The organism is Marinobacter salinus, from assembly GCF_001854125.1.
GTDB lineage: Bacteria > Pseudomonadota > Gammaproteobacteria > Pseudomonadales > Oleiphilaceae > Marinobacter > Marinobacter salinus.
This window is the reverse complement of sequence record NZ_CP017715.1, coordinates 1,486,524-1,504,468: the sequence shown is the minus strand read 5'-3', so window position 1 is coordinate 1,504,468 and position 17,945 is coordinate 1,486,524. Positions and strand designations below refer to the sequence as shown.

Annotated in this window: 14 protein-coding genes and 2 tRNA genes; 10 read left to right on the top strand and 6 right to left on the bottom strand. The window is 53.9% G+C overall.

Annotated elements, in window-relative coordinates:
* Positions 1–5 precede the first annotated feature (5 nt).
* Positions 6–2,423 carry a bifunctional diguanylate cyclase/phosphodiesterase gene (locus BKP64_RS06830; protein ID WP_070967711.1) on the bottom strand — a complete coding sequence of 806 codons (2,418 nt, stop codon included), beginning with the start codon at positions 2,421–2,423 and terminating at the stop codon, positions 6–8.
* 235 nt (positions 2,424–2,658) lie between these two features.
* Between BKP64_RS06830 and ccoM the strand changes: the two genes are divergently transcribed.
* The gene (ccoM, locus tag BKP64_RS19735) at positions 2,659–2,811 is read left to right on the top strand and encodes a cytochrome c oxidase subunit CcoM (protein WP_198402655.1); all 153 of its coding nucleotides are present in this window, start codon (positions 2,659–2,661) and stop codon (positions 2,809–2,811) included.
* Between the two features lie 36 nt (positions 2,812–2,847).
* Here the strand turns inward: ccoM and BKP64_RS06825 are convergent.
* From BKP64_RS06825 to BKP64_RS06815, 3 genes are all read right to left on the bottom strand, one after another.
* Positions 2,848–2,923, bottom strand: a tRNA-Glu gene (locus BKP64_RS06825).
* Positions 2,924–3,032: 109 nt separating this feature from the next.
* Positions 3,033–3,941 (bottom strand): TIGR01777 family oxidoreductase, encoded by a 909-nt coding sequence (locus BKP64_RS06820; RefSeq protein WP_070967708.1) that lies wholly within the window; start codon positions 3,939–3,941, stop codon positions 3,033–3,035.
* Between the two features lie 59 nt (positions 3,942–4,000).
* Positions 4,001–4,372, bottom strand: a complete 372-nt coding sequence (locus tag BKP64_RS06815) for a sirohydrochlorin chelatase (RefSeq protein ID WP_070967704.1) — start codon at positions 4,370–4,372, stop codon at positions 4,001–4,003.
* Between the two features lie 100 nt (positions 4,373–4,472).
* Between BKP64_RS06815 and BKP64_RS06810 the strand changes: the two genes are divergently transcribed.
* From BKP64_RS06810 to BKP64_RS06785, 6 genes are all read left to right on the top strand, one after another.
* Entirely contained in the window at positions 4,473–5,075 is a 603-nt protein-coding gene (locus BKP64_RS06810; protein WP_070967701.1) for a DUF924 family protein, read from the top strand.
* Positions 5,076–5,258: 183 nt separating this feature from the next.
* Positions 5,259–5,981 (top strand): murein L,D-transpeptidase catalytic domain family protein, encoded by a 723-nt coding sequence (locus tag BKP64_RS06805; protein WP_070967698.1) that lies wholly within the window; start codon positions 5,259–5,261, stop codon positions 5,979–5,981.
* 149 nt (positions 5,982–6,130) lie between these two features.
* Positions 6,131–6,206, top strand: a tRNA-Gly gene (locus BKP64_RS06800).
* 136 nt (positions 6,207–6,342) lie between these two features.
* Positions 6,343–7,137, top strand: coding sequence for an MOSC domain-containing protein (locus BKP64_RS06795; protein WP_070967694.1), 795 nt, complete (start codon positions 6,343–6,345; stop codon positions 7,135–7,137).
* An 8-nt stretch (positions 7,138–7,145) separates the two neighbouring features.
* Positions 7,146–9,089, top strand: a complete 1,944-nt coding sequence (locus BKP64_RS06790) for an ATP-binding cassette domain-containing protein (RefSeq protein ID WP_070967689.1) — start codon at positions 7,146–7,148, stop codon at positions 9,087–9,089.
* Entirely contained in the window at positions 9,086–9,754 is a 669-nt protein-coding gene (locus tag BKP64_RS06785; RefSeq protein WP_070967686.1) for a DUF6901 family protein, read from the top strand. The genes BKP64_RS06790 and BKP64_RS06785 overlap by 4 nt, the downstream gene beginning before the upstream one ends.
* A 65-nt stretch (positions 9,755–9,819) precedes the next feature.
* On the opposite strand, the gene BKP64_RS06780 is transcribed toward BKP64_RS06785, so the two are convergent.
* Together BKP64_RS06780 and BKP64_RS06775 are read right to left on the bottom strand one after the other, a co-directional pair.
* Complete coding sequence (locus tag BKP64_RS06780; RefSeq protein ID WP_070967684.1) at positions 9,820–10,251, bottom strand: universal stress protein; 432 nt, start codon at positions 10,249–10,251, stop codon at positions 9,820–9,822.
* A 154-nt stretch (positions 10,252–10,405) separates the two neighbouring features.
* On the bottom strand, positions 10,406–11,224 hold the full coding sequence (locus BKP64_RS06775; protein ID WP_070967681.1) for a hypothetical protein: 819 nt from the start codon (positions 11,222–11,224) through the stop codon (positions 10,406–10,408).
* A 447-nt stretch (positions 11,225–11,671) separates the two neighbouring features.
* Between BKP64_RS06775 and fadB the strand changes: the two genes are divergently transcribed.
* The 3 genes from fadB to topA all read left to right on the top strand — a co-directional run bounded on the left by fadB (position 11,672) and on the right by topA (position 17,934).
* Complete coding sequence (gene fadB, locus BKP64_RS06765; RefSeq protein WP_070967675.1) at positions 11,672–13,819, top strand: fatty acid oxidation complex subunit alpha FadB; 2,148 nt, start codon at positions 11,672–11,674, stop codon at positions 13,817–13,819.
* A gap of 33 nt (positions 13,820–13,852) precedes the next feature.
* Positions 13,853–15,028: an acetyl-CoA C-acyltransferase FadA gene (gene fadA / locus BKP64_RS06760; RefSeq protein ID WP_070967672.1), complete on the top strand. Its 1,176-nt coding sequence runs from the start codon at positions 13,853–13,855 to the stop codon at positions 15,026–15,028.
* A 269-nt stretch (positions 15,029–15,297) separates the two neighbouring features.
* Entirely contained in the window at positions 15,298–17,934 is a 2,637-nt protein-coding gene (gene topA / locus BKP64_RS06755) for a type I DNA topoisomerase (RefSeq protein ID WP_070967669.1), read from the top strand.
* Positions 17,935–17,945 lie beyond the last annotated feature (11 nt).

Below are 17,945 nucleotides of genomic sequence, written 5' to 3'. Positions count from 1 at the left end.
GGTGGTTATATCTGCACGCGCTGGTTAGTTTTGAGCCAGTTCTCGAAGTCCTTTGCCGGCAGGGGGCGACTGTAGAAGTAGCCCTGGCAAAAATCGCACCCTTCCTGCTTGAGAAAGTGTGTTTGAGGCTCTTCTTCCACGCCCTCGGCGATCACGCTCAGGCCGAGACTGTGGGCCATATTGATGATCGCCCGAACGAGTGAGGCGTCTTCGGGCTCTTTCATAACATCCTGTATAAACGACTTGTCGATTTTCAGGGTGTCGAAGGGGTAGCTTTTAAGGTAACTCAGCGCCGAATAGCCTGTGCCGAAATCATCCACTGAGAGACGGATGCCGGACCGGTCCAGCTGACGCAGAATTTCAGCCGTTTCAATGGAATTATCCAGAATCAGCCGTTCAGTAATTTCCAGTTCAAGCTGGTCCGCTTCAAGGCCGCTAGCGGATAGAGCCCGCATGACGGCTTCGGTGAAGCCTGGATCCCGGAATTGTCTGGGCGATACGTTAACGGATATGCCGATGTTCCTGCCCGCGGTTTCTTTCCAGCTAACGGCGGCTTTGCATGCTTCCTCAAGCACCCATTCGCCAATGGGAATAATAAGCCCGGTTTCTTCTGCCAGCGGGATAAATCGGTCGGGCATGACCATCCCCATCGACGGATTGTTCCAGCGCAACAATGCCTCAACGGAACAAAGGTTTCCGGAATCCGTGTGAACAATAGGTTGGAAATAAAGCTCGAACTCTTCCAGTTCAAGAGCCCGCCTCATACGGGATTCCATTTGCAGCCGTTCGTGCGATACCTCGGTCATCTCAGGTGCGAAGTGCGCAAATGCGCTCTTGCCCTTGTGCTTGGCCTGGTACATGGCGGCGTCGGCATGCTGGAGCAGGGTTCCGCTGTTGTCGGAGTCGGTAGGGAAGATGGCTATGCCGATGCTTGTCGTAACAAAGACTTCCTGTCCATTCAGAATATAGGGGGGAGCGAAGGTTTTCAGGATGCGGTCTGCTACCTGTGACGTCGCGTCGGGGCCTGTCAGGCCTGGCAGTATGACGAGAAATTCGTCACCGCCCAACCGAGCCACCGTGCTTGTACCCCTCAGGCAGCTGGAAATGCGCCGAGCTGCCTCAATTAACAGACTGTCCCCGGCATCATGACCCAGGGTGTCGTTAACGTGCTTGAAATTGTCGAGGTCCAGGAACATGACACCCACCAGCGTGTTCTCCCGGCGAGCCTGGGCCAGGGCGAGCTTGAGCCGGTCCAGTGCAAGCATCCGATTGGGTAGCCCCGTGAGGATGTCATAGTTTGCCTGACGCAGGAGTTGTTGTTCGTAACGTTTCCGGATACTGATGTCTTCACCAAGGATCAGATAGCCGGTTGCATCGCCAGCCCCATCCTTGATGGGCGTTACAATCAGCTGTTCCCAGAACCGCTCGCCGTTTTTGCGAATGCTGTTCACTTCACCTTGCCAGACTCCGACCCGCTGGACCTGCAGACGAATAGACTGCCACAGGTGCCTGCCCTCCCTGTTTTCAATATTATTCTCGCCCAGGGAGCCCGGGTGCTTGCCCAGAATGGATTTTGCGTCGTAGCCCGTGAGCTGGGTGAACTTCTGGTTAGCAAACTCGATTCGCCACTGTCGATCACACATCAGAACCGAGGAGGGGCTTTGCTCGATCGCTTTCGAGAACTTACGAATTTGCTCCGCATCCCGTTCCTGGCGAGCTATGTCATCATTTAGCCTTTCCCGCATCTGATTAATGGCATCGGTTACCCGTCCAAGCTCGTCCCTGCGGTTGCTGGGTGTGTCGGGGCGATCAAGTTCGAGAGGGCGGGACAGGTTTTTCAGAGAAAAATCCCGGGCATAGGTTGCCATCGTCGACAAGTGGCGGGTTACAAAGTACTGGAAGATCCAGATGATCAGGATTGAGACGAAAAACGTTTTCAGGAACTGGGTGGCCAGAATGATGCCCACTTTGCGTTTCATCTCCTGGTATACGCGATCGAGATCAGCAGTCACCGTAAGTTCGCCGAGTTTGAACATTTCATCACCCTGGTGAACCAGGTTGAAACTGTGTGAGGTGATTTGAGCGCCTCGGGGTATTTCCCCCATTACAAGCTCGGAATCCGGCTCGATTCGCAGACGGAGATGCACAATGTCGGGAAGGCTGAGTATGCCTTCCATCTGGGTTTGCAGAAGCTTCTGATCCAATGCCCAGAGGCTTCGAGCGAGACTGGAGGAGTAGCCCGATTCAACGACTGCCATGCGGTTATCGATGAGGGAAAGATCCTTGCGGTAGTCAGAATAGATCTGTATTGCGGATGCGATCAGTGTAAATGCAGAGCTGAACAGGAGTATCCATGCCAGTAGCCGGAATGAGAGGGGAGACCCTTTGCGAAAACGTTGGAGACGCGTCGACAGTTTTGGCATGTCGTAGAGTTCTGCCACCCAGGCCGGTTTAAAGGAGAAATCGTTATCTTTCGACTATAGCAGTAGTTTCATTCGGGTGCTTTGCAAACGCAGGAAAAATAGAGAGAAATGTGTGCGGGTTCAGTGTTTTTGCGTACGAAAGGGCAGTAGCACGGTTGACGCAGATCAATACCCGGTGGCTGCAGGCATCGTAACCTGAACTTAGTTAAGTAAGTCGCTGGAAGGAGAATCTACAATGTACTTTGACGCAGTTGTTATCGCCGGAATTGTTACTGTATTACTGATGCTGGGCTTCTTTGTGGGTGTCGGCATTTTCGTCATGAAGGACCAAAAGGCGCACGGAGACCACAAGAAAAAGGACGGAAAACATGGCGGAAAACCGGTCTGACCTCCTTGGAGAGGCCAGGCAGTCAAGGTGAAGAAATGGCGTCCCCTAGGGGGTTCGAACCCCTGTTGCCGCCGTGAAAGGGCGGAGTCCTAGGCCACTAGACGAAGGGGACGCAACGTTTTCAAAACCTTGCCTCGTCGAGGTGGCGCGTATATTAAGTAAGCCTCTGCGAGGTGTCAACGCCTTTTTGAAAAAAAGCGTTGATCAACAGAGCTTATGTCTCATTCCTGGCCAACGGAGTTTCTCAGGGCTGGCGCAAGTTCCGGATATTTGAACTGGAAACCGGCATGGGTCAGGTTCTCAGGGTAGGCCTGCTGTCCGGTAAGCAGCAGTCGGGACATTTCACCCAGAGCGAGCTTAAGCACAGGTGCGGGGGCCGGGAACAGCGTTGGTCGATTTAGCACCTCACCCAGGCAGCGCGTAAACTCACGGTTGGTAACAGGGTTCGGGCTGACGACATTGAATGGCCCGGTAGCCGATGTTTTTTCCAGCATCCAGATCAGCGCATTTACAACATCGTCACGGTGGACCCAGGGCATATACTGTCGGCCACTGCCAAGGCGCCCTCCCAATCCAAGTTTGAACGGTAAAATCATGCGGGAAAGAAAACCGCCTCCGCGCCCGGCAACCACCCCTGTTCGTGATAGACATAACCGTACACCGTCATCAGTTACAGGCATTGCCGCATTTTCCCAGTCCCGGCAAAGGCGATGGGTGAACTCATCCCGGGGCTGAGTCTGCTCCGTCACTACAGAAGACCCCTGGTCTCCATAAAAGCCAACCGCAGAGCCTGAAACCAGTACTTCCGGCTGCTTCTCCCAGCTATGAATCACTTGCACCAACTTTTCCGTCACTGCTATGCGACTGTCCCTGAGCTCTTTTTTTCGCTGCTCCGACCAGCGTTTGTCGGCAATGCCCTCACCGGCAAGGTTAATGACGCCGTCAAAACCGGGGTGGGCTCTTAGCTGGTCAAGGTCCCGAACCGCTTCCACACGACCGCAGAACGCGCGAACGTTTTCGGCAGGTTGGCGGCTGAAAACGGTCAACTCATAATCCCGGGACAGCAGCTCCCTGCAGAGCACCTGTCCGATAAAGCCGGTACCGCCTGTGATCAGTATCCGTTTAGTCATAACAACTGTCCTCCTCGAATCACTTCCCTGGCAGTCGAGGTCGTAATTATCGACCCGGATCAGGGATCAGTGCTTGTGAGCTGAAGCACTACAACGTCCTTGATAGCTTGTCCAAGCAAAGGGTTTTCCCCGATCGGAGGCGCCAGACTTATTTTCACATTATGGGCGCGCTCGAGGGATTCAATAATGGCGGGCACATCCTTGCGAAGGTGGCGCCCAGCCGCCAGGAAGAGAGGGATTACCGTGAACGCATCCACCCCAGCCGAAACGCCTTCGGCTACAGTATTCTCGAGCGATGGTTCGGCCAGCTCCATGTATGCTACTCGTGACTCTGGCACGGCTTTGAGCGTTGGACCGGCGAGGCCTTCGAACGTCTCGCACCAACGCTTGTCACTGCTTCCGTGTGCCAACAAAATAATGCGATGGCTCATCCGCTCTCCTGATTAAACATTTTGGTGTGGTCTGTCATAACCTGCATAACCCATCATAAGGCAGAGTGTACAGACGTTAAAAATAACAGGGTGTCTCCTAATGTTCGATTGGAAAGAGATTCTGGATTTCTGGTTCGGAGAACTTGATGAATCAGGGTTGCCTGACAGGCTCCACCGCGACCGCTGGTTTCGTTCGGACCGAAAATTCGATCAGGAAATTCGTCGACGTTTTCTTTCAATGGTGCTTTTTGCGTCAGAGCAGGGTCTTGATCAATGGCGGCGTGAGCCGGGCGGAGCGCTGGCCGAAATCCTCCTGCTGGACCAATTTTCCCGACACATTTTCCGGGGCGGAGCGATGGCTTTTGATCAGGACGTATTGGCCCGGAAACTCTGCAAAAATGCCATGCACAAAGGCCAGGACATGATGCTGCCAGCGGTTCAGCGAGCCTTCCTGTATATGCCGCTGCAGCATTCCGAGCGGCTTGAAGACCAGACTCTCTCGGTGGAATGCTACGAACAGCTGGCGACGGTCACATCCGGAATTCTCCGGGACTTTATGGGAAGCTTTGCGCAGTCCGCCAGGGACCACCGGGCAATTATTCAACGATTTGGCCGTTTTCCTCACCGGAACAAGGCCGTGGGCCGAAAATCGTCGCCGGATGAGGAGGCCTATCTCGAGACCGGGCGTCGCTTCGGTCAATGACAGGTGTCCTGAATCTGTTGCTGAATAACGCCTCCGGAGCTGTCGGAGTATGTCCCTTTAATTTTTGTATAAATAATGTACATTTTGACCGGGTTACCACTTTTGCCTGATAGAATGCGTCACTCTTATTATGTTGAGGCGCGACTGCCGCGCCCCTTTACGTTTTGTTATCGGAGAAGTGGAATGTTCGCTCGATCTCGGGGGGCTTGGCCCGGAGTTTTGCTGGCGCTTTTGGCAGGCCTTCCGTCGCCTTCATTCAGTGCAACCATGAATGATGAGCTGCTGGCCCGTCTTTCCAGCACCGCTCCCATGCTGGACCAGACCGTACTGAAATCCGCCTTTGCGGCCGCAAGTTGCGCTGTGTCTCATGGCATTGAGGTACCGGAGCGACTTGCAGTTATTGATTTCTCGATGCCGTCGAGTGAAAAGCGAATGTGGATATTTGACCTTGAAAAGGGCGAGCTGATTTTGAAAGACCTTGTTGCCCATGGTAAAAACTCGGGTAATTTCAAGTCCACCTCCTTTTCAAATGTTGAGGGCAGCTATCAGTCCAGTATTGGGCTTTTTCAGGCCAGGGAGTCTTATTTCGGGAAGCACGGTTACTCTCTCCGGCTGGATGGTCTGGAGCCCGGGATCAACGATCACGCGCGTGATCGTGCCATTGTGATTCACGGAGCGGACTACGTAGACGAAACATGGGTGAGTAAATACGGCAGGATTGGGCGCAGTCATGGCTGTCCAGCGGTGGATAATGATGTGATCAAGAAAGTTGTCGATAATCTGAAAGGGGGCCAACTCGTATTCAAATACTACCCCGATCAGACATGGCTGCACAGTTCCAGCTTTCTGAATTGCGCTAGCAAAAGCGTTGCCTCTCACTCGGAGTCAGAGAGCGAACGGGGTTGACCAGTTGGTGATCTCCTTTTCATTTGCGCAGTTGGTGAGCAGTTTTTTCGGTTGGTTGCCCGATTGGCAAAAAGTTGGAAAAAGTGGTTGACGGAAAGCACCGTATCCGTAGAATACGCCTCCGTTGTCGGCATGAACCGAACAGCATTGCGGGAATAGCTCAGTTGGTAGAGCACAACCTTGCCAAGGTTGGGGTCGCGAGTTCGAATCTCGTTTCCCGCTCCAGATTTTAAAACCCGGTCTCGAAAGAGGCCGGGTTTTTTCGTATGTGGTGACTACAAACACGGCGTTCCAGTGCCCGGTCAGTTATAATCGGCGGCCATTGTTTATTTACGAAATCCGGTCGGGAGGCGCACCCAGCATGAACGTTCAGTCGCTCTGGATTTATCCGGTTAAATCTCTCGCTGGTATCGCAGTGGAGCACTTTGAACTGGACAACTTTGGTCCTTCGGGTGACCGACGGTGGATGATCATCGATGAAGAGAGTCGTTTTGTTACACAGCGACAAAACCCGGAACTCGCAAAAGTCGGAACAAAGATTGTTGACGAAGGAGTTGAGGTCGACATACCGGGAGAGGGTCGGTTTGTACTGAGGGCGTCTGGGAGGGCGCTGCGGGTTCAGGTATGGCGGGACTGGGTTCAGGCGTTCATCGGCGAGGCGGATGCCAATGAAGCTCTCAGCCGCTATTGCGGTAGTCGGTTCCAGTTCGTGTATATGCCGGAGTCTTCGTTTCGTCCAGTCGATGCCGCAAGAGTACAGGATAGGCGCCGGGTCAGTTTTGCTGACGGTTTTCCGCTGCTGATTGTGAACAGGGCCTCCCTCGACGAACTAAACGAACGATTGAGCTCTCCAGTGGAAATGCGCCGTTTCCGGCCCAATATTGTCGTTGATGGAGTTCGTCCCTGGGCGGAGGATCAGTGGCGGGAGATGATTATCGGGGAAATGCGGTTCAGTCTCGTCAAGCCCTGTTCCCGCTGCGTGATGACCACCGTTGATCCGGACACGGGAATCAAGGATGACTCTGTGCAGCCTTTGAGAACACTGTCAGGTTATCGTCGTACCGAAGACGGAGTGATTTTCGGTATGAATGCCATCCATGAATCCTTCGGGGTCATAAGTATTGGTGACCCTGTCGAAATTACAATTACGGAGTAGAACTCAACGTGCCACTGTTAACGCTGGATGCTGTTTCCCTTGCCTTTGGAATGCGCCCACTACTCGACAAGGCTTCCCTGATCATTGAGGCCGGTGAGCGGGTCTGTCTTCTGGGAAGAAATGGTGAGGGAAAATCCACACTGCTGAAAATTGTCAGTGGTGAGGTGACACCGGACGGGGGCCTGGTTCGCCTGGAAGATGGTGCCGTGTTGGCGGTACTGCCTCAGAACCTGCCATCGGAAGACAAGCGGACGGCTTATGAAGTGGTATCCGGAGCTTTTCCTGAAACCGGAAAACTGCTGGCGGAATTCCACCAGTTGTCTCAGCAGGGTGATGAAGTCAGCCTTGATCGCCTGATGAAGGTGCAGGAACGACTGGAGGCATTGGATGGGTGGCTGTTGGATCAGAAAGTCAGCACCATCCTCGCTCAGTACGGAATAGACCCCGACCGGTGTCTGGATACACTTTCCGGCGGGTGGCAGCGCCGGGTGCTTCTGGCCAGAGCCCTGGTAGCCGAGCCTGACATTCTTCTGCTGGATGAGCCGACGAACCACCTGGATGTGCCAGCGATAGCATGGCTTGAGGAGGCGCTGACACAGTTCCGGGGCGCGATGCTGTTTGTTAGTCATGACAGGGCGTTCATACGGAATATGGCAACACGAATCGTCGAGCTCGACCGGGGCCAGCTCGTAAGCTTCGCGGCAACGTATGATCGCTACCTCGATCTCAAGCAGAAAGCGCTTGAAGAGGAGGAGAGGCAGAACGCACTCTTCGACAAACGCCTGAAACAGGAAGAAGCCTGGATTCGTCAGGGCATTAAAGCACGAAGAACGCGTAACATGGGGCGTGTGCGTGCGCTGAAAGCGATGCGAGAGGAGCACCGACAACGCAGGAACCTGGGTGGTACAGCTACCTTTGCCGTTGAAGATGCAGCACGTTCCGGAAAACTGGTTGTTGAAACACGGGATGCGGCCTTCGGTTACCCTCATGGTGATGATATCGTTCACGGATTGAATCTGACGGTGCTTCGTGGCGACAAAATTGGCCTGGTTGGAGAAAATGGCACTGGAAAGACAACGCTGGTTCGTCTGTTGTTAGGAGATCTGCAACCAACCGAGGGATCGGTTCGTCTGGGTACCAATCTTCAGGTCGCATACTTTGATCAGCTCCGGGGCGAATTGGACCTGACCAGAAATGCACTCGATAACCTTTCGGAAGGACGAGAGTTTATCGACATCAATGGCCAGAGTAAGCATGTGCTTGGATACCTGCAGGAGTTTCTGTTCACCCCTGAGCGCGCACGCTCACCGGTGAGGGTGTTCTCTGGCGGCGAGCGAGCCCGTCTCCTGCTGGCCAAATTGTTCAGCAAACCGGCAAATATTCTGGTTCTGGATGAGCCAACCAACGATCTTGACGTAGAAACCCTGGAGCTGCTTGAAGAGCAATTGGCAGAGTTCAAGGGAACCGTCATTGTAATCAGTCACGACCGTGAATTCCTGGACAATGTGGTCACGGAAACGGTATTCCTGGATGGATCTGGACAGGTTCGTGAGTACGTTGGCGGATACAGCGACTGGCGGCGTCAAGGTGGTCGATTTCCTTCCGAATCCAGCGGAAATCGCCCGGATAAACAGGACAAACAAAAAAAATCCTCTGCCGTGGTAGAAAAAGCCGAGTCATCCGAAGCTGCAAAGGCCGTGGCAGAGCCGGCCAGGTTGAGACCTGAAAAACTCAGCTACAAACTCAAACTTGAGCTTGAACAACTGCCGGGGAAAATTGAGGCGTTGGAGCAGGAGGTTGGCAGATTACGGGGTCTGGTCTCCTCTTCGGATTTTTATTCAGGCCCACCCGGTGAAGTCTCGGAAACTCTGGAGGACCTGGCGGACAAGGAAGCCCGTCTGGAGAAAGTTATCGAGCGTTGGATGGAGCTGGAGGAGCAGTCGAATCAATGAGCGTAACCTATAAGTTCGGATTTCAGGACGGCCGTAACGTAGAGTTCAAGTTGGCGGACCAGCCAGCAGCGCCAAAAGGCAATGTGCCGTCATGGGTGAAACTGGAACATTGTCAGTGTGCCAATTGCCCGCTTAGCGCCAGTGATACGGCGTATTGTCCGGCCGCAACCGAGATCCTCCCTGTTGTCGAGGCATTTCAAGCGGACGATGCCTATCAGAAGGTAGATGTAACGGTGGTGGATGACCAGCGGAGTTACGTAAAGCAGACCGCTCTGGAGGAGGCGTTGAGATCCCTTTTGGGGCTCAAGATGGCGACTAGTGGCTGTCCGGTTCTTGCCGAGCTGAAACCGATGGCAGTCCACCACCTGCCATTTGCTAACACTGATGAATTCATCATGCGCAGCGTTTCCCATTACCTGCTCCAGCAATACTTTGCCAAGCGAAATCACCGGGAACCTGATTGGGATCTGAAGGGATTGGTTGAGCGAAATCAGCGCCTGCAACTGGTTAACCAGGCGCTGTGGCAGCGCATTCATTCGGTTTGCAAGGGCGACAGCAACCTGAAGGCGCTGCTGAACTTCTTTTCAATGGCCTCAAGTGTGAGTTTCTCTCTGGAAAGTCAGCTCAGGAAACTCGAGGCGAAAATGGGCGGGGAAGGGCGCTGATGGCCCCGGTCACGTTTAAAAAGGCCGGGCGACCTGAGTCCCCGGCCTTTTTGCTGTTTGAGGCATCAGTTGATACGCACGGCCAATACGTCACACTCGGTTCCATGCAGGACGCCATTGGCAGTCGAACCAAGTAACAGCTGGAAGCCTTTGCGGCCGTGGCTGCCAACGATCACCAGATCTACGTTCTGCTCCTTGGCCAGACGATGAATTTCTGATTCCGGGCGGCCAACGGTCACAACCTGGCTCGTCTTGGCCACACCATACTGGTCGCCGTAACTTGCCAGCTGCTCATGGGCCGCCTTGTCGAGCTGGTCCTGCAGCTCGGTCAGATCCATCGGTATGTCTCCGCCATAGGCATAGCCCACGGGCTCGACTACGTGAACCAACATCAATTCGGCGCCATGAGCGTCACTCATGGCTTTGGCCTTATTCAATACCTGGGGCGCTTCTTCGGTCAGATCAATCGCAACGAGCATTTTCTTGTAGGCAGACATTGTTTTACTCCTTCGCACGCGGGCTTTAATTCAGGATAGTACCCTAAATCCAATCCGGAAAGTGTACCCGGAAACTGACGGGTATCAATAAACTTGAAGGAAAACATGAACTCTGGCGGGTGGGTTGTGCCCGTCAGAGTTCTGGCAGGTAAAATCAGACGTTGTCTTTCAGCAGCTCAATGGCTGTGGCAAGACCGCTCAATATGCCTTTGGAGTAACGATCAATGACGAAGCCAACGTTCTTCTCGTTGTAGTTAATATAGGAACTCCGAATAAATTCCCACTTGGAGGATACGTCTTCAAGAACCGACTTGAGCTCATTCTCCGTGCTCCCCTGAAGAACGCCTGCCAGAAGCTGATCGAATTCCCTGGCTTGTTCATCAAGTGGTATTTCAGTTGAGGACCCCTGGAAAGTCTGGGAAACAGAGGAGTTGGTGCGAACGGAGTACTTGGCCATCATCTGGGCCATCTTGACGGCTGCCGAGCGCGCTGCCTCAATCCTTGGTCGGGTATCTGTCTGAGAACTTTCCTGTGCGGCCTGGTATAGGTTGGAAGCCACATCGTTAACGGTGAGTGCCTGGTTGGCCATGTCGGACACCAGGCGCAAATCCGGATATCCGGTCTTGCGAACATCATTGATGTTGTCCCGCATGAGACCTTTGAACTTGTCGAACTCCTGGTTCAGGGATTCAACCTGCTCTGCTGACAAAACACCGTTGGTGTCACCCGCGATGGCGTTGATCGCGTCATTTGCAGAATTGATGCCAGCAACGATCTCATTAAGGATGTTGGTGTCGCCATTGGCGCTGAACCGATAATAGGCGTCCAGGGCCATGTAGTTGCTGACCCGGAAGTCATGCAAGTCGGAGAGAAATTCGCCAGACGCGTCCTGGGCACGCGCGCCCAGCGATGTCAGCGCCAGCAGAATCAGTGCGGCTACCAGGGAGCGAACCCGCAAGCGAGTGTCTTTCATCGGGTAAATCTCCGTATTGCTGTTTTATTGTTGTGGACCAAAGTCGTAGGTCGAAGTTAAAGTATGTCTGCCGGGCGATCAAGCTGTTTTCCCTGCCTGACAGGGGAGAACTGTAAACAATCATGAAATTTACGTGATGAAGTTCTCGTTTTTTCTTTGGTTTAGCCTCTACGGCACTGAAAATTGAGGAAATCCGTCGAATCATTCTTCTTATACCTCTGGCTGTTCCAGAGGCTTTTTCGCCGTACCGGCAAGAAACAAATTGACAAACGACTGTTTTTTTTTCATCGTGTGCCCTCGCGATTCAAACGACTGTATGAATTTTTTGAATCGAACGATTAGGCAGTGACCGAAATCTCGCTGCATAAACAGCCATCTGAGCCGCATCAGTGCAAACACGGTTATGGTGGCTGAAAGCAGTTCCAAACACAGACTGGAGATCAGTTGATGATTTACGAAGGTAAAGCCATCACGGTTAAAGAGATCGACGGCGGGATCGCTCAGTTGAACTTTGACTTGCAGGGCGAGTCAGTCAACAAGTTCAACCGTCTCACTATTGAAGAGCTCCGCGCCGCGACTGACGCATTGAAAGCGCAGAAGAATCTGAAGGGCCTGGTGGTAACCAGCTCCAAGGACAGCTTTATTGTTGGTGCTGACATTACCGAATTCACCGAGCTTTTTGCTGGCCCGGAAGAGGATCTGGTAGCCAACAACCTCAAGGCCAACGACGTTTTCAACGATGTCGAAGACCTCCCGTTCCCGACCGTAACCGCCATTAACGGTATGGCGTTAGGCGGCGGGTTCGAGATGTGTCTTGCCACTGATTACCGGGTCATGGACCCGAAGGCAAAAGTTGGCCTGCCGGAAGTCAAGCTGGGTATTTTCCCCGGTTTTGGCGGTACTGTTCGTTTGTCTCGTCTGGTCGGTGTTGATAACGCGGTTGAGTGGATCAGTGGCGGAACCGAGAACAGGGCCGATGCGGCTCTGAAAGTCGGTGCTGTTGATGCAGTCGTTGACGGCGACAAACTGGTCGATGCGGCGGTTGCCATCATCAATCAGTGCAACGAAGGAAAGCTGGACAATCAGGCCCGTCGTGAAGAGAAGAAAGGCAAGATCAAACTGAATGCCATGGAAAGCATGATGGCATTCGAGATCTCCAAGGCGTTTGTCGCCGGCAAGGCGGGCAAGAATTACCCGGCGCCGGTTGAAGCCATCAAGGTCATGCAGAAGCATGCTGGCATGACTCGCGACAAGGCGATTGAAGTTGAAGCCAAAGGTTTCGCCAAGATGGCGAAAACCAACGTTGCTGCGTGTCTGGTCGGACTGTTCCTGAACGATCAGGAGCTCAAGAAGAAAGCCAAGGCGTGGGAAAAAGAAGCCAACGATGTCAATCTGGCCGCGGTACTGGGCGCAGGCATCATGGGGGGCGGTGTCGCTTTCCAGTCGGCGCTGAAAGGCACGCCGATCATCATGAAGGACATCAATCAGGACGGCATCAAGCTGGGTCTGGAAGAGGCCAAGAAGCTGCTCTCCAAGCGCGTAGCCAAGGGCAAGATGGACGCCGGCAAGATGGCGGACGTGCTCAACAGCATCACACCGACCCTGAACTACGGCGATTTCAAGAACGTCGATTTGGTGGTTGAAGCTGTCGTTGAGAACCCGAAGGTTAAAGATGCGGTTCTGCGCGAGACTGAAGAAGCGGTTCGTGAGGATGCGATACTCACCTCCAATACCTCTACCATTTCCATCAACCTTCTGGCCAAAAACCTGAAGCGTCCGGAAAACTTCTGCGGTATGCACTTTTTCAACCCGGTGCACATGATGCCGTTGGTTGAGGTGATTCGCGGCGAGAAAACAAGTGACCGCGCTATCGCGACCACGGTGGCTTACGCCAAGGCCATGGGCAAGACTCCGATCGTTGTGAACGACTGCCCGGGCTTCCTGGTGAACCGGGTGCTGTTCCCGTACTTCGGCGGCTTTGCCGGACTGGTTCGCGATGGCGCGGATTTCCAGAAAGTCGACAAGGTCATGGAAAAGTTTGGCTGGCCCATGGGCCCCGCGTACCTGCTGGACGTGGTGGGCATGGATACCGCCAAGCACGCCAACGAAGTGATGGCCGAAGGCTTCCCGGATCGCATGAAGGACGAGAACAAGTCTGCCATTGATGTGATGTTCGAGAATAACCGTTACGGTCAGAAGAATGACAAGGGTTTCTACAAGTACGAAACCGACAAGAAGGGCAAGCCAAAGAAGGTTGTAGACGAAGAAACCTACAAGCTGATTGAGCCTGTTGTTCAGGGTAAGAAGGACTTTGATGAAGAAGACATCATTGCCCGGATGATGATCCCGTTGTGCCTGGAAACCGTTCGCTGCCTGGAAGATGGCATCGTTGAGGATCCGGCCGATGCGGATATGGGGCTGATCTTCGGTATCGGCTTCCCGCCGTTCCGTGGTGGCGCCCTGCGCTATATCGACGACATGGGTGTAGATCAGTTCGTCGAGCTGGCAGACAAGTATGCAGACCTTGGTCCTCTTTATCATCCGACCGAGAAGCTGCGTGAAATGGCCAAGACTGGCAAGAAGTTCTTTGGCTAACCCTGAACGAGATTTCCGAACGGAGAAAGATCTATGAGCCTTAATCCGAGAGACGTTGTCGTCGTCGATTGCGTGCGGACTCCGATGGGTCGTGCCAAGAATGGTTGCTTCCGTAACGTGCGCGCAGAGACATTGTCGGCTGCGCTGATCGAAGCACTGTTTGAGCGCAACCCGAAGCTCGACCCGAAAGAAGTTGAAGATGTGATTTGGGGCTGTGTGAACCAGACCAAAGAGCAGGGCTTTAACGTGGCGCGGCAGATTTCCCTGCTGACCCGTATCCCTCATGAGTCAGCAGCACAGACCGTGAACCGTCTGTGTGGTTCTGCCATGTCCGCGATTCATACCGCTGCCCAGGCTATCCAGACCGGTAACGGCGATATGTTCATGGTGGGCGGGGTAGAGCACATGGGTCACGTACCCATGACTGAAGGCTTTGACCACAATCCCGCAGCTTCCAAGTACTCTGCCAAAGCGTCCAATATGATGGGCCTGACGGCAGAAATGCTTGCCAAAATGCACGGTATTACCCGTGAGCAGCAGGACGAGTTTGGCGCCCGATCGCACCGACTGGCCCACGAAGCGACCGTTGAAGGCCGTTTCAAGAACGAAATCGTGCCCATCGAAGGCCACGACGAGAATGGCTTCAAGGTGCTGATCGAAGCGGACGAAACCATTCGTCCGGAGACAACTGCTGAGTCCCTCGGCCAGCTGCGTCCAGCCTTCGATCCGAAGAACGGTACCGTTACTGCCGGTACGTCTTCGCAGCTGACTGACGGTGCCGCTGCCATGGTGCTGATGTCTGCTGAACGTGCTGAAGCCCTTGGCCTGAAGCCGATCGCCAAGATTCTCAGCATGGCCGTTGCCGGTTGTGATCCCGCGATCATGGGTTATGGCCCGGTTCCGGCCACCAAGAAGGCGCTTAAGCGCGCAGGCCTGAAAGTCGAAGATATCGACTTCTGGGAACTGAACGAAGCTTTTGCGGGGCAGTCACTGCCTGTTCTGAAGGACCTGAAACTCCTGGGCGTGATGGAAGAGAAAGTAAACCTGAATGGCGGTGCGATTGCTCTGGGCCACCCACTGGGATGCTCTGGTGCACGTATCTCCACGACCCTGCTGAACGTGATGCAGGCCAAAGGCGGTAAACTTGGTGTTTCTACCATGTGTATCGGTCTTGGTCAGGGTATTGCAACGGTTTGGGAGCGTCTCTGATTCTCTGAAAGGAATTGGTACGTTGTCCAGAGAGGCCCGGCATAATGCCGGGCCTCTCTGTTTCAGGGTTGCCGGCAATAGCCCCGTGACTGCTAAAAAAGCAGGGCTGAAATCAAAGAATGGGTTGTCTTGCTATTCTTGACCCTGTAAAACAGTGAGCCTATACAGAATGGCGGCTTTTTTGTTTTTTCTAGCCGACTGATTTTACAGCGAGTTTACGGTTTGCTGACTTATTGACCGATTTATCGCCAAGGAAACAGATCTCCGATATGGGTAAAAGTCTCGTAATTGTCGAGTCACCAGCGAAAGCGAAGACCATCAACAAATACCTGGGCTCCGACTTCATCGTGAAGTCGAGTGTTGGGCACATCCGTGATCTTCCCGTGAGTGGCAGTGGGTCCCAGACAGATCCAAAAGAGCGTGCCAGGCAAGCCGCACTCACTCGAAAAATGAGCCCTGACGAAAAGGCGGTTCATAAAAAGCGTAAGGCCCGTGAACAGTTGGTGGCCCGGATGGGTGTGGACCCGGATCACAACTGGGACGCCCGCTACGAGATCCTTCCCGGCAAGGAAAAAGTGGTCAGTGAACTTAAACGGCTGGCTAAATCCGCTGATTATATCTACCTTGCGACGGATTTGGACCGCGAGGGGGAGGCCATCGCCTGGCACCTCCAGCAGACTATTGGTGGCGAGCCGGAAAAGTACCGTCGGGTTGTATTCAACGAGATAACCAAGCGCGCTATCCAGGAGGCGTTCAACGATCCCGGGAACCTCGACAATAACCGTGTCAATGCACAGCAGGCCCGCCGCTTTCTGGATCGCGTCGTCGGTTACATGGTGTCACCGCTTCTGTGGGCAAAGATAGCCCGCGGTCTGTCCGCTGGCCGGGTTCAATCCGTAGCCGTACGTTTGATCGTCGAGCGCGAGCGTGAAATCCGGAAATTTGTCCCGGAGGAGTTCTGGCAGTTGCATGCGGACCTGGCGTCTAGCCAGGCGGAGAATCCGGTGCGCTTTGAGGTTACGCGACACGCGGACAAACCATACCGGCCGGTCAACGAGAGCCAGAGCCGCGAGCATGTCGAGCGCCTGAAGACAGGCACCTTCAAGGTTGCCAAACGAGAGGATAAGCCGACCAAGTCGCGCCCTTCAGCACCTTTTATTACCTCGACGCTTCAGCAGGCAGCCAGCAACCGTATGGGCTTCAGTGTCAAGAAGACTATGATGCTCGCCCAGAGGCTTTATGAGGCGGGCTTCATTACCTATATGCGTACTGATTCGACCAATCTGAGTCAGGACGCCATCGCCGGTTGCCGGGATTACATCAAAAAACAGTTTGGCGATCGCTACCTGCCAGAAAATCAGCGGGTATACGGCAGCAAGGAGGGTGCGCAGGAGGCTCACGAGGCGATCCGGCCGACAGAGGTCAGCCGTCGCCCCTCCGACATCAGTGGGCTTGAGAAAGACGCAGAGAAGCTCTACGACCTGATCTGGCGTCAGTTTATTGCCTGCCAGATGGCCGATGCAGAGTTCCTGAGTACTTCGATAGTGGTCGCCAACGGCGAGTATGAGCTACGTACCCGTGGTCGGATCATCAAGTTCGACGGTTTTCTCAAGGCTGCGCCCCAGGCTTCGAAGAAGGATGAAGACATCGCCTTGCCGGATATCAAGGTTGATGAAGTCCTCAGTATGAAAAAGCTGGACCCGAGTCAGCATTTCACCAAGCCGGCTCCGCGTTACACAGAGGCGAGCCTGGTCAAAGAGCTCGAGAAGCAGGGTATCGGGCGCCCGTCTACCTATGCGTCGATCATATCCACGATTCAGGATCGCGGATATGTGCGGCTTCAGAACCGACGTTTCTACGCCGAGAAAATGGGTGAGATCGTTACAGAGCGTTTGTCGGAATCCTTCCCGAATCTGATGGACTTCGATTTTACCGCTAGGATGGAGGGTGAGCTGGATGAGATCGCCGAGGGCGATGTGGAATGGAAGGCCGTCCTGAACGATTTCTATGGCAAGTTCCGTCAGCAGCTTGAAACCGCTGAAAGCACAGATGAAGGCGGGATGCGGGCCAACTCCCCTACAGAAACCGACATTCCATGCCCGAGTTGTGGCCGCAATATGCAAATTCGTGTCGCGAGCACCGGGGTTTTCCTGGGATGTTCGGGGTATTCGCTGCCGCCCAAGGAACGCTGCAAGACCACCATCAATCTGGTTTCCGGTGATGAAGTCGTCAGCGCTGACGAAGATGTGGAAGGCGAGGGCGAAACGCGATTACTGCGGATGAAGCGCCGTTGTCCCAAGTGCGGCACGGCCATGGACAGCTACCTCATTGATGAAACCCGAAAGTTGCACGTGTGTGGCAATAATCCGGATTGTTCCGGCTATGAGGTCGAGAAGGGCACGTTCCGGATTAAGGGTTACGATGGGCCGACGCTTGAATGTGATAAGTGTGGGTCCGAGATGCAGCTGAAGACCGGGCGTTTTGGCAAGTATTTTGGATGCACCAATGACGAGTGCAAAAATACCCGTAAGCTCCTGAAAAGCGGTGAGCCCGCGCCTCCCAAAATGGATCCGGTACCAATGCCGGAATTGCAGTGTCAGAAGGTTGATGACACCTACGTTCTCCGTGACGGCGCGTCGGGTCTGTTTCTGGCGGCCAGCAAGTTTCCCAAAAATCGCGAAACCCGTCCGCCATTGGTGAAAGAGATCAAGCCCCATCGCAAGGAGATTGATCCGAAACACGATTACCTGATGGATGCGCCGGAAACGGATCCGGAAGGAAATCCTACGGTCATTCGCTACAGCCGAAAGTCCAAGGAGCAGTACGTGATGTCTGAGAAGGATGGCAAAGCGACTGGTTGGTCAGCCTGGTACGTGAACGGAAAATGGCAGCCACGGGAGAAATAGACGGGGTATGT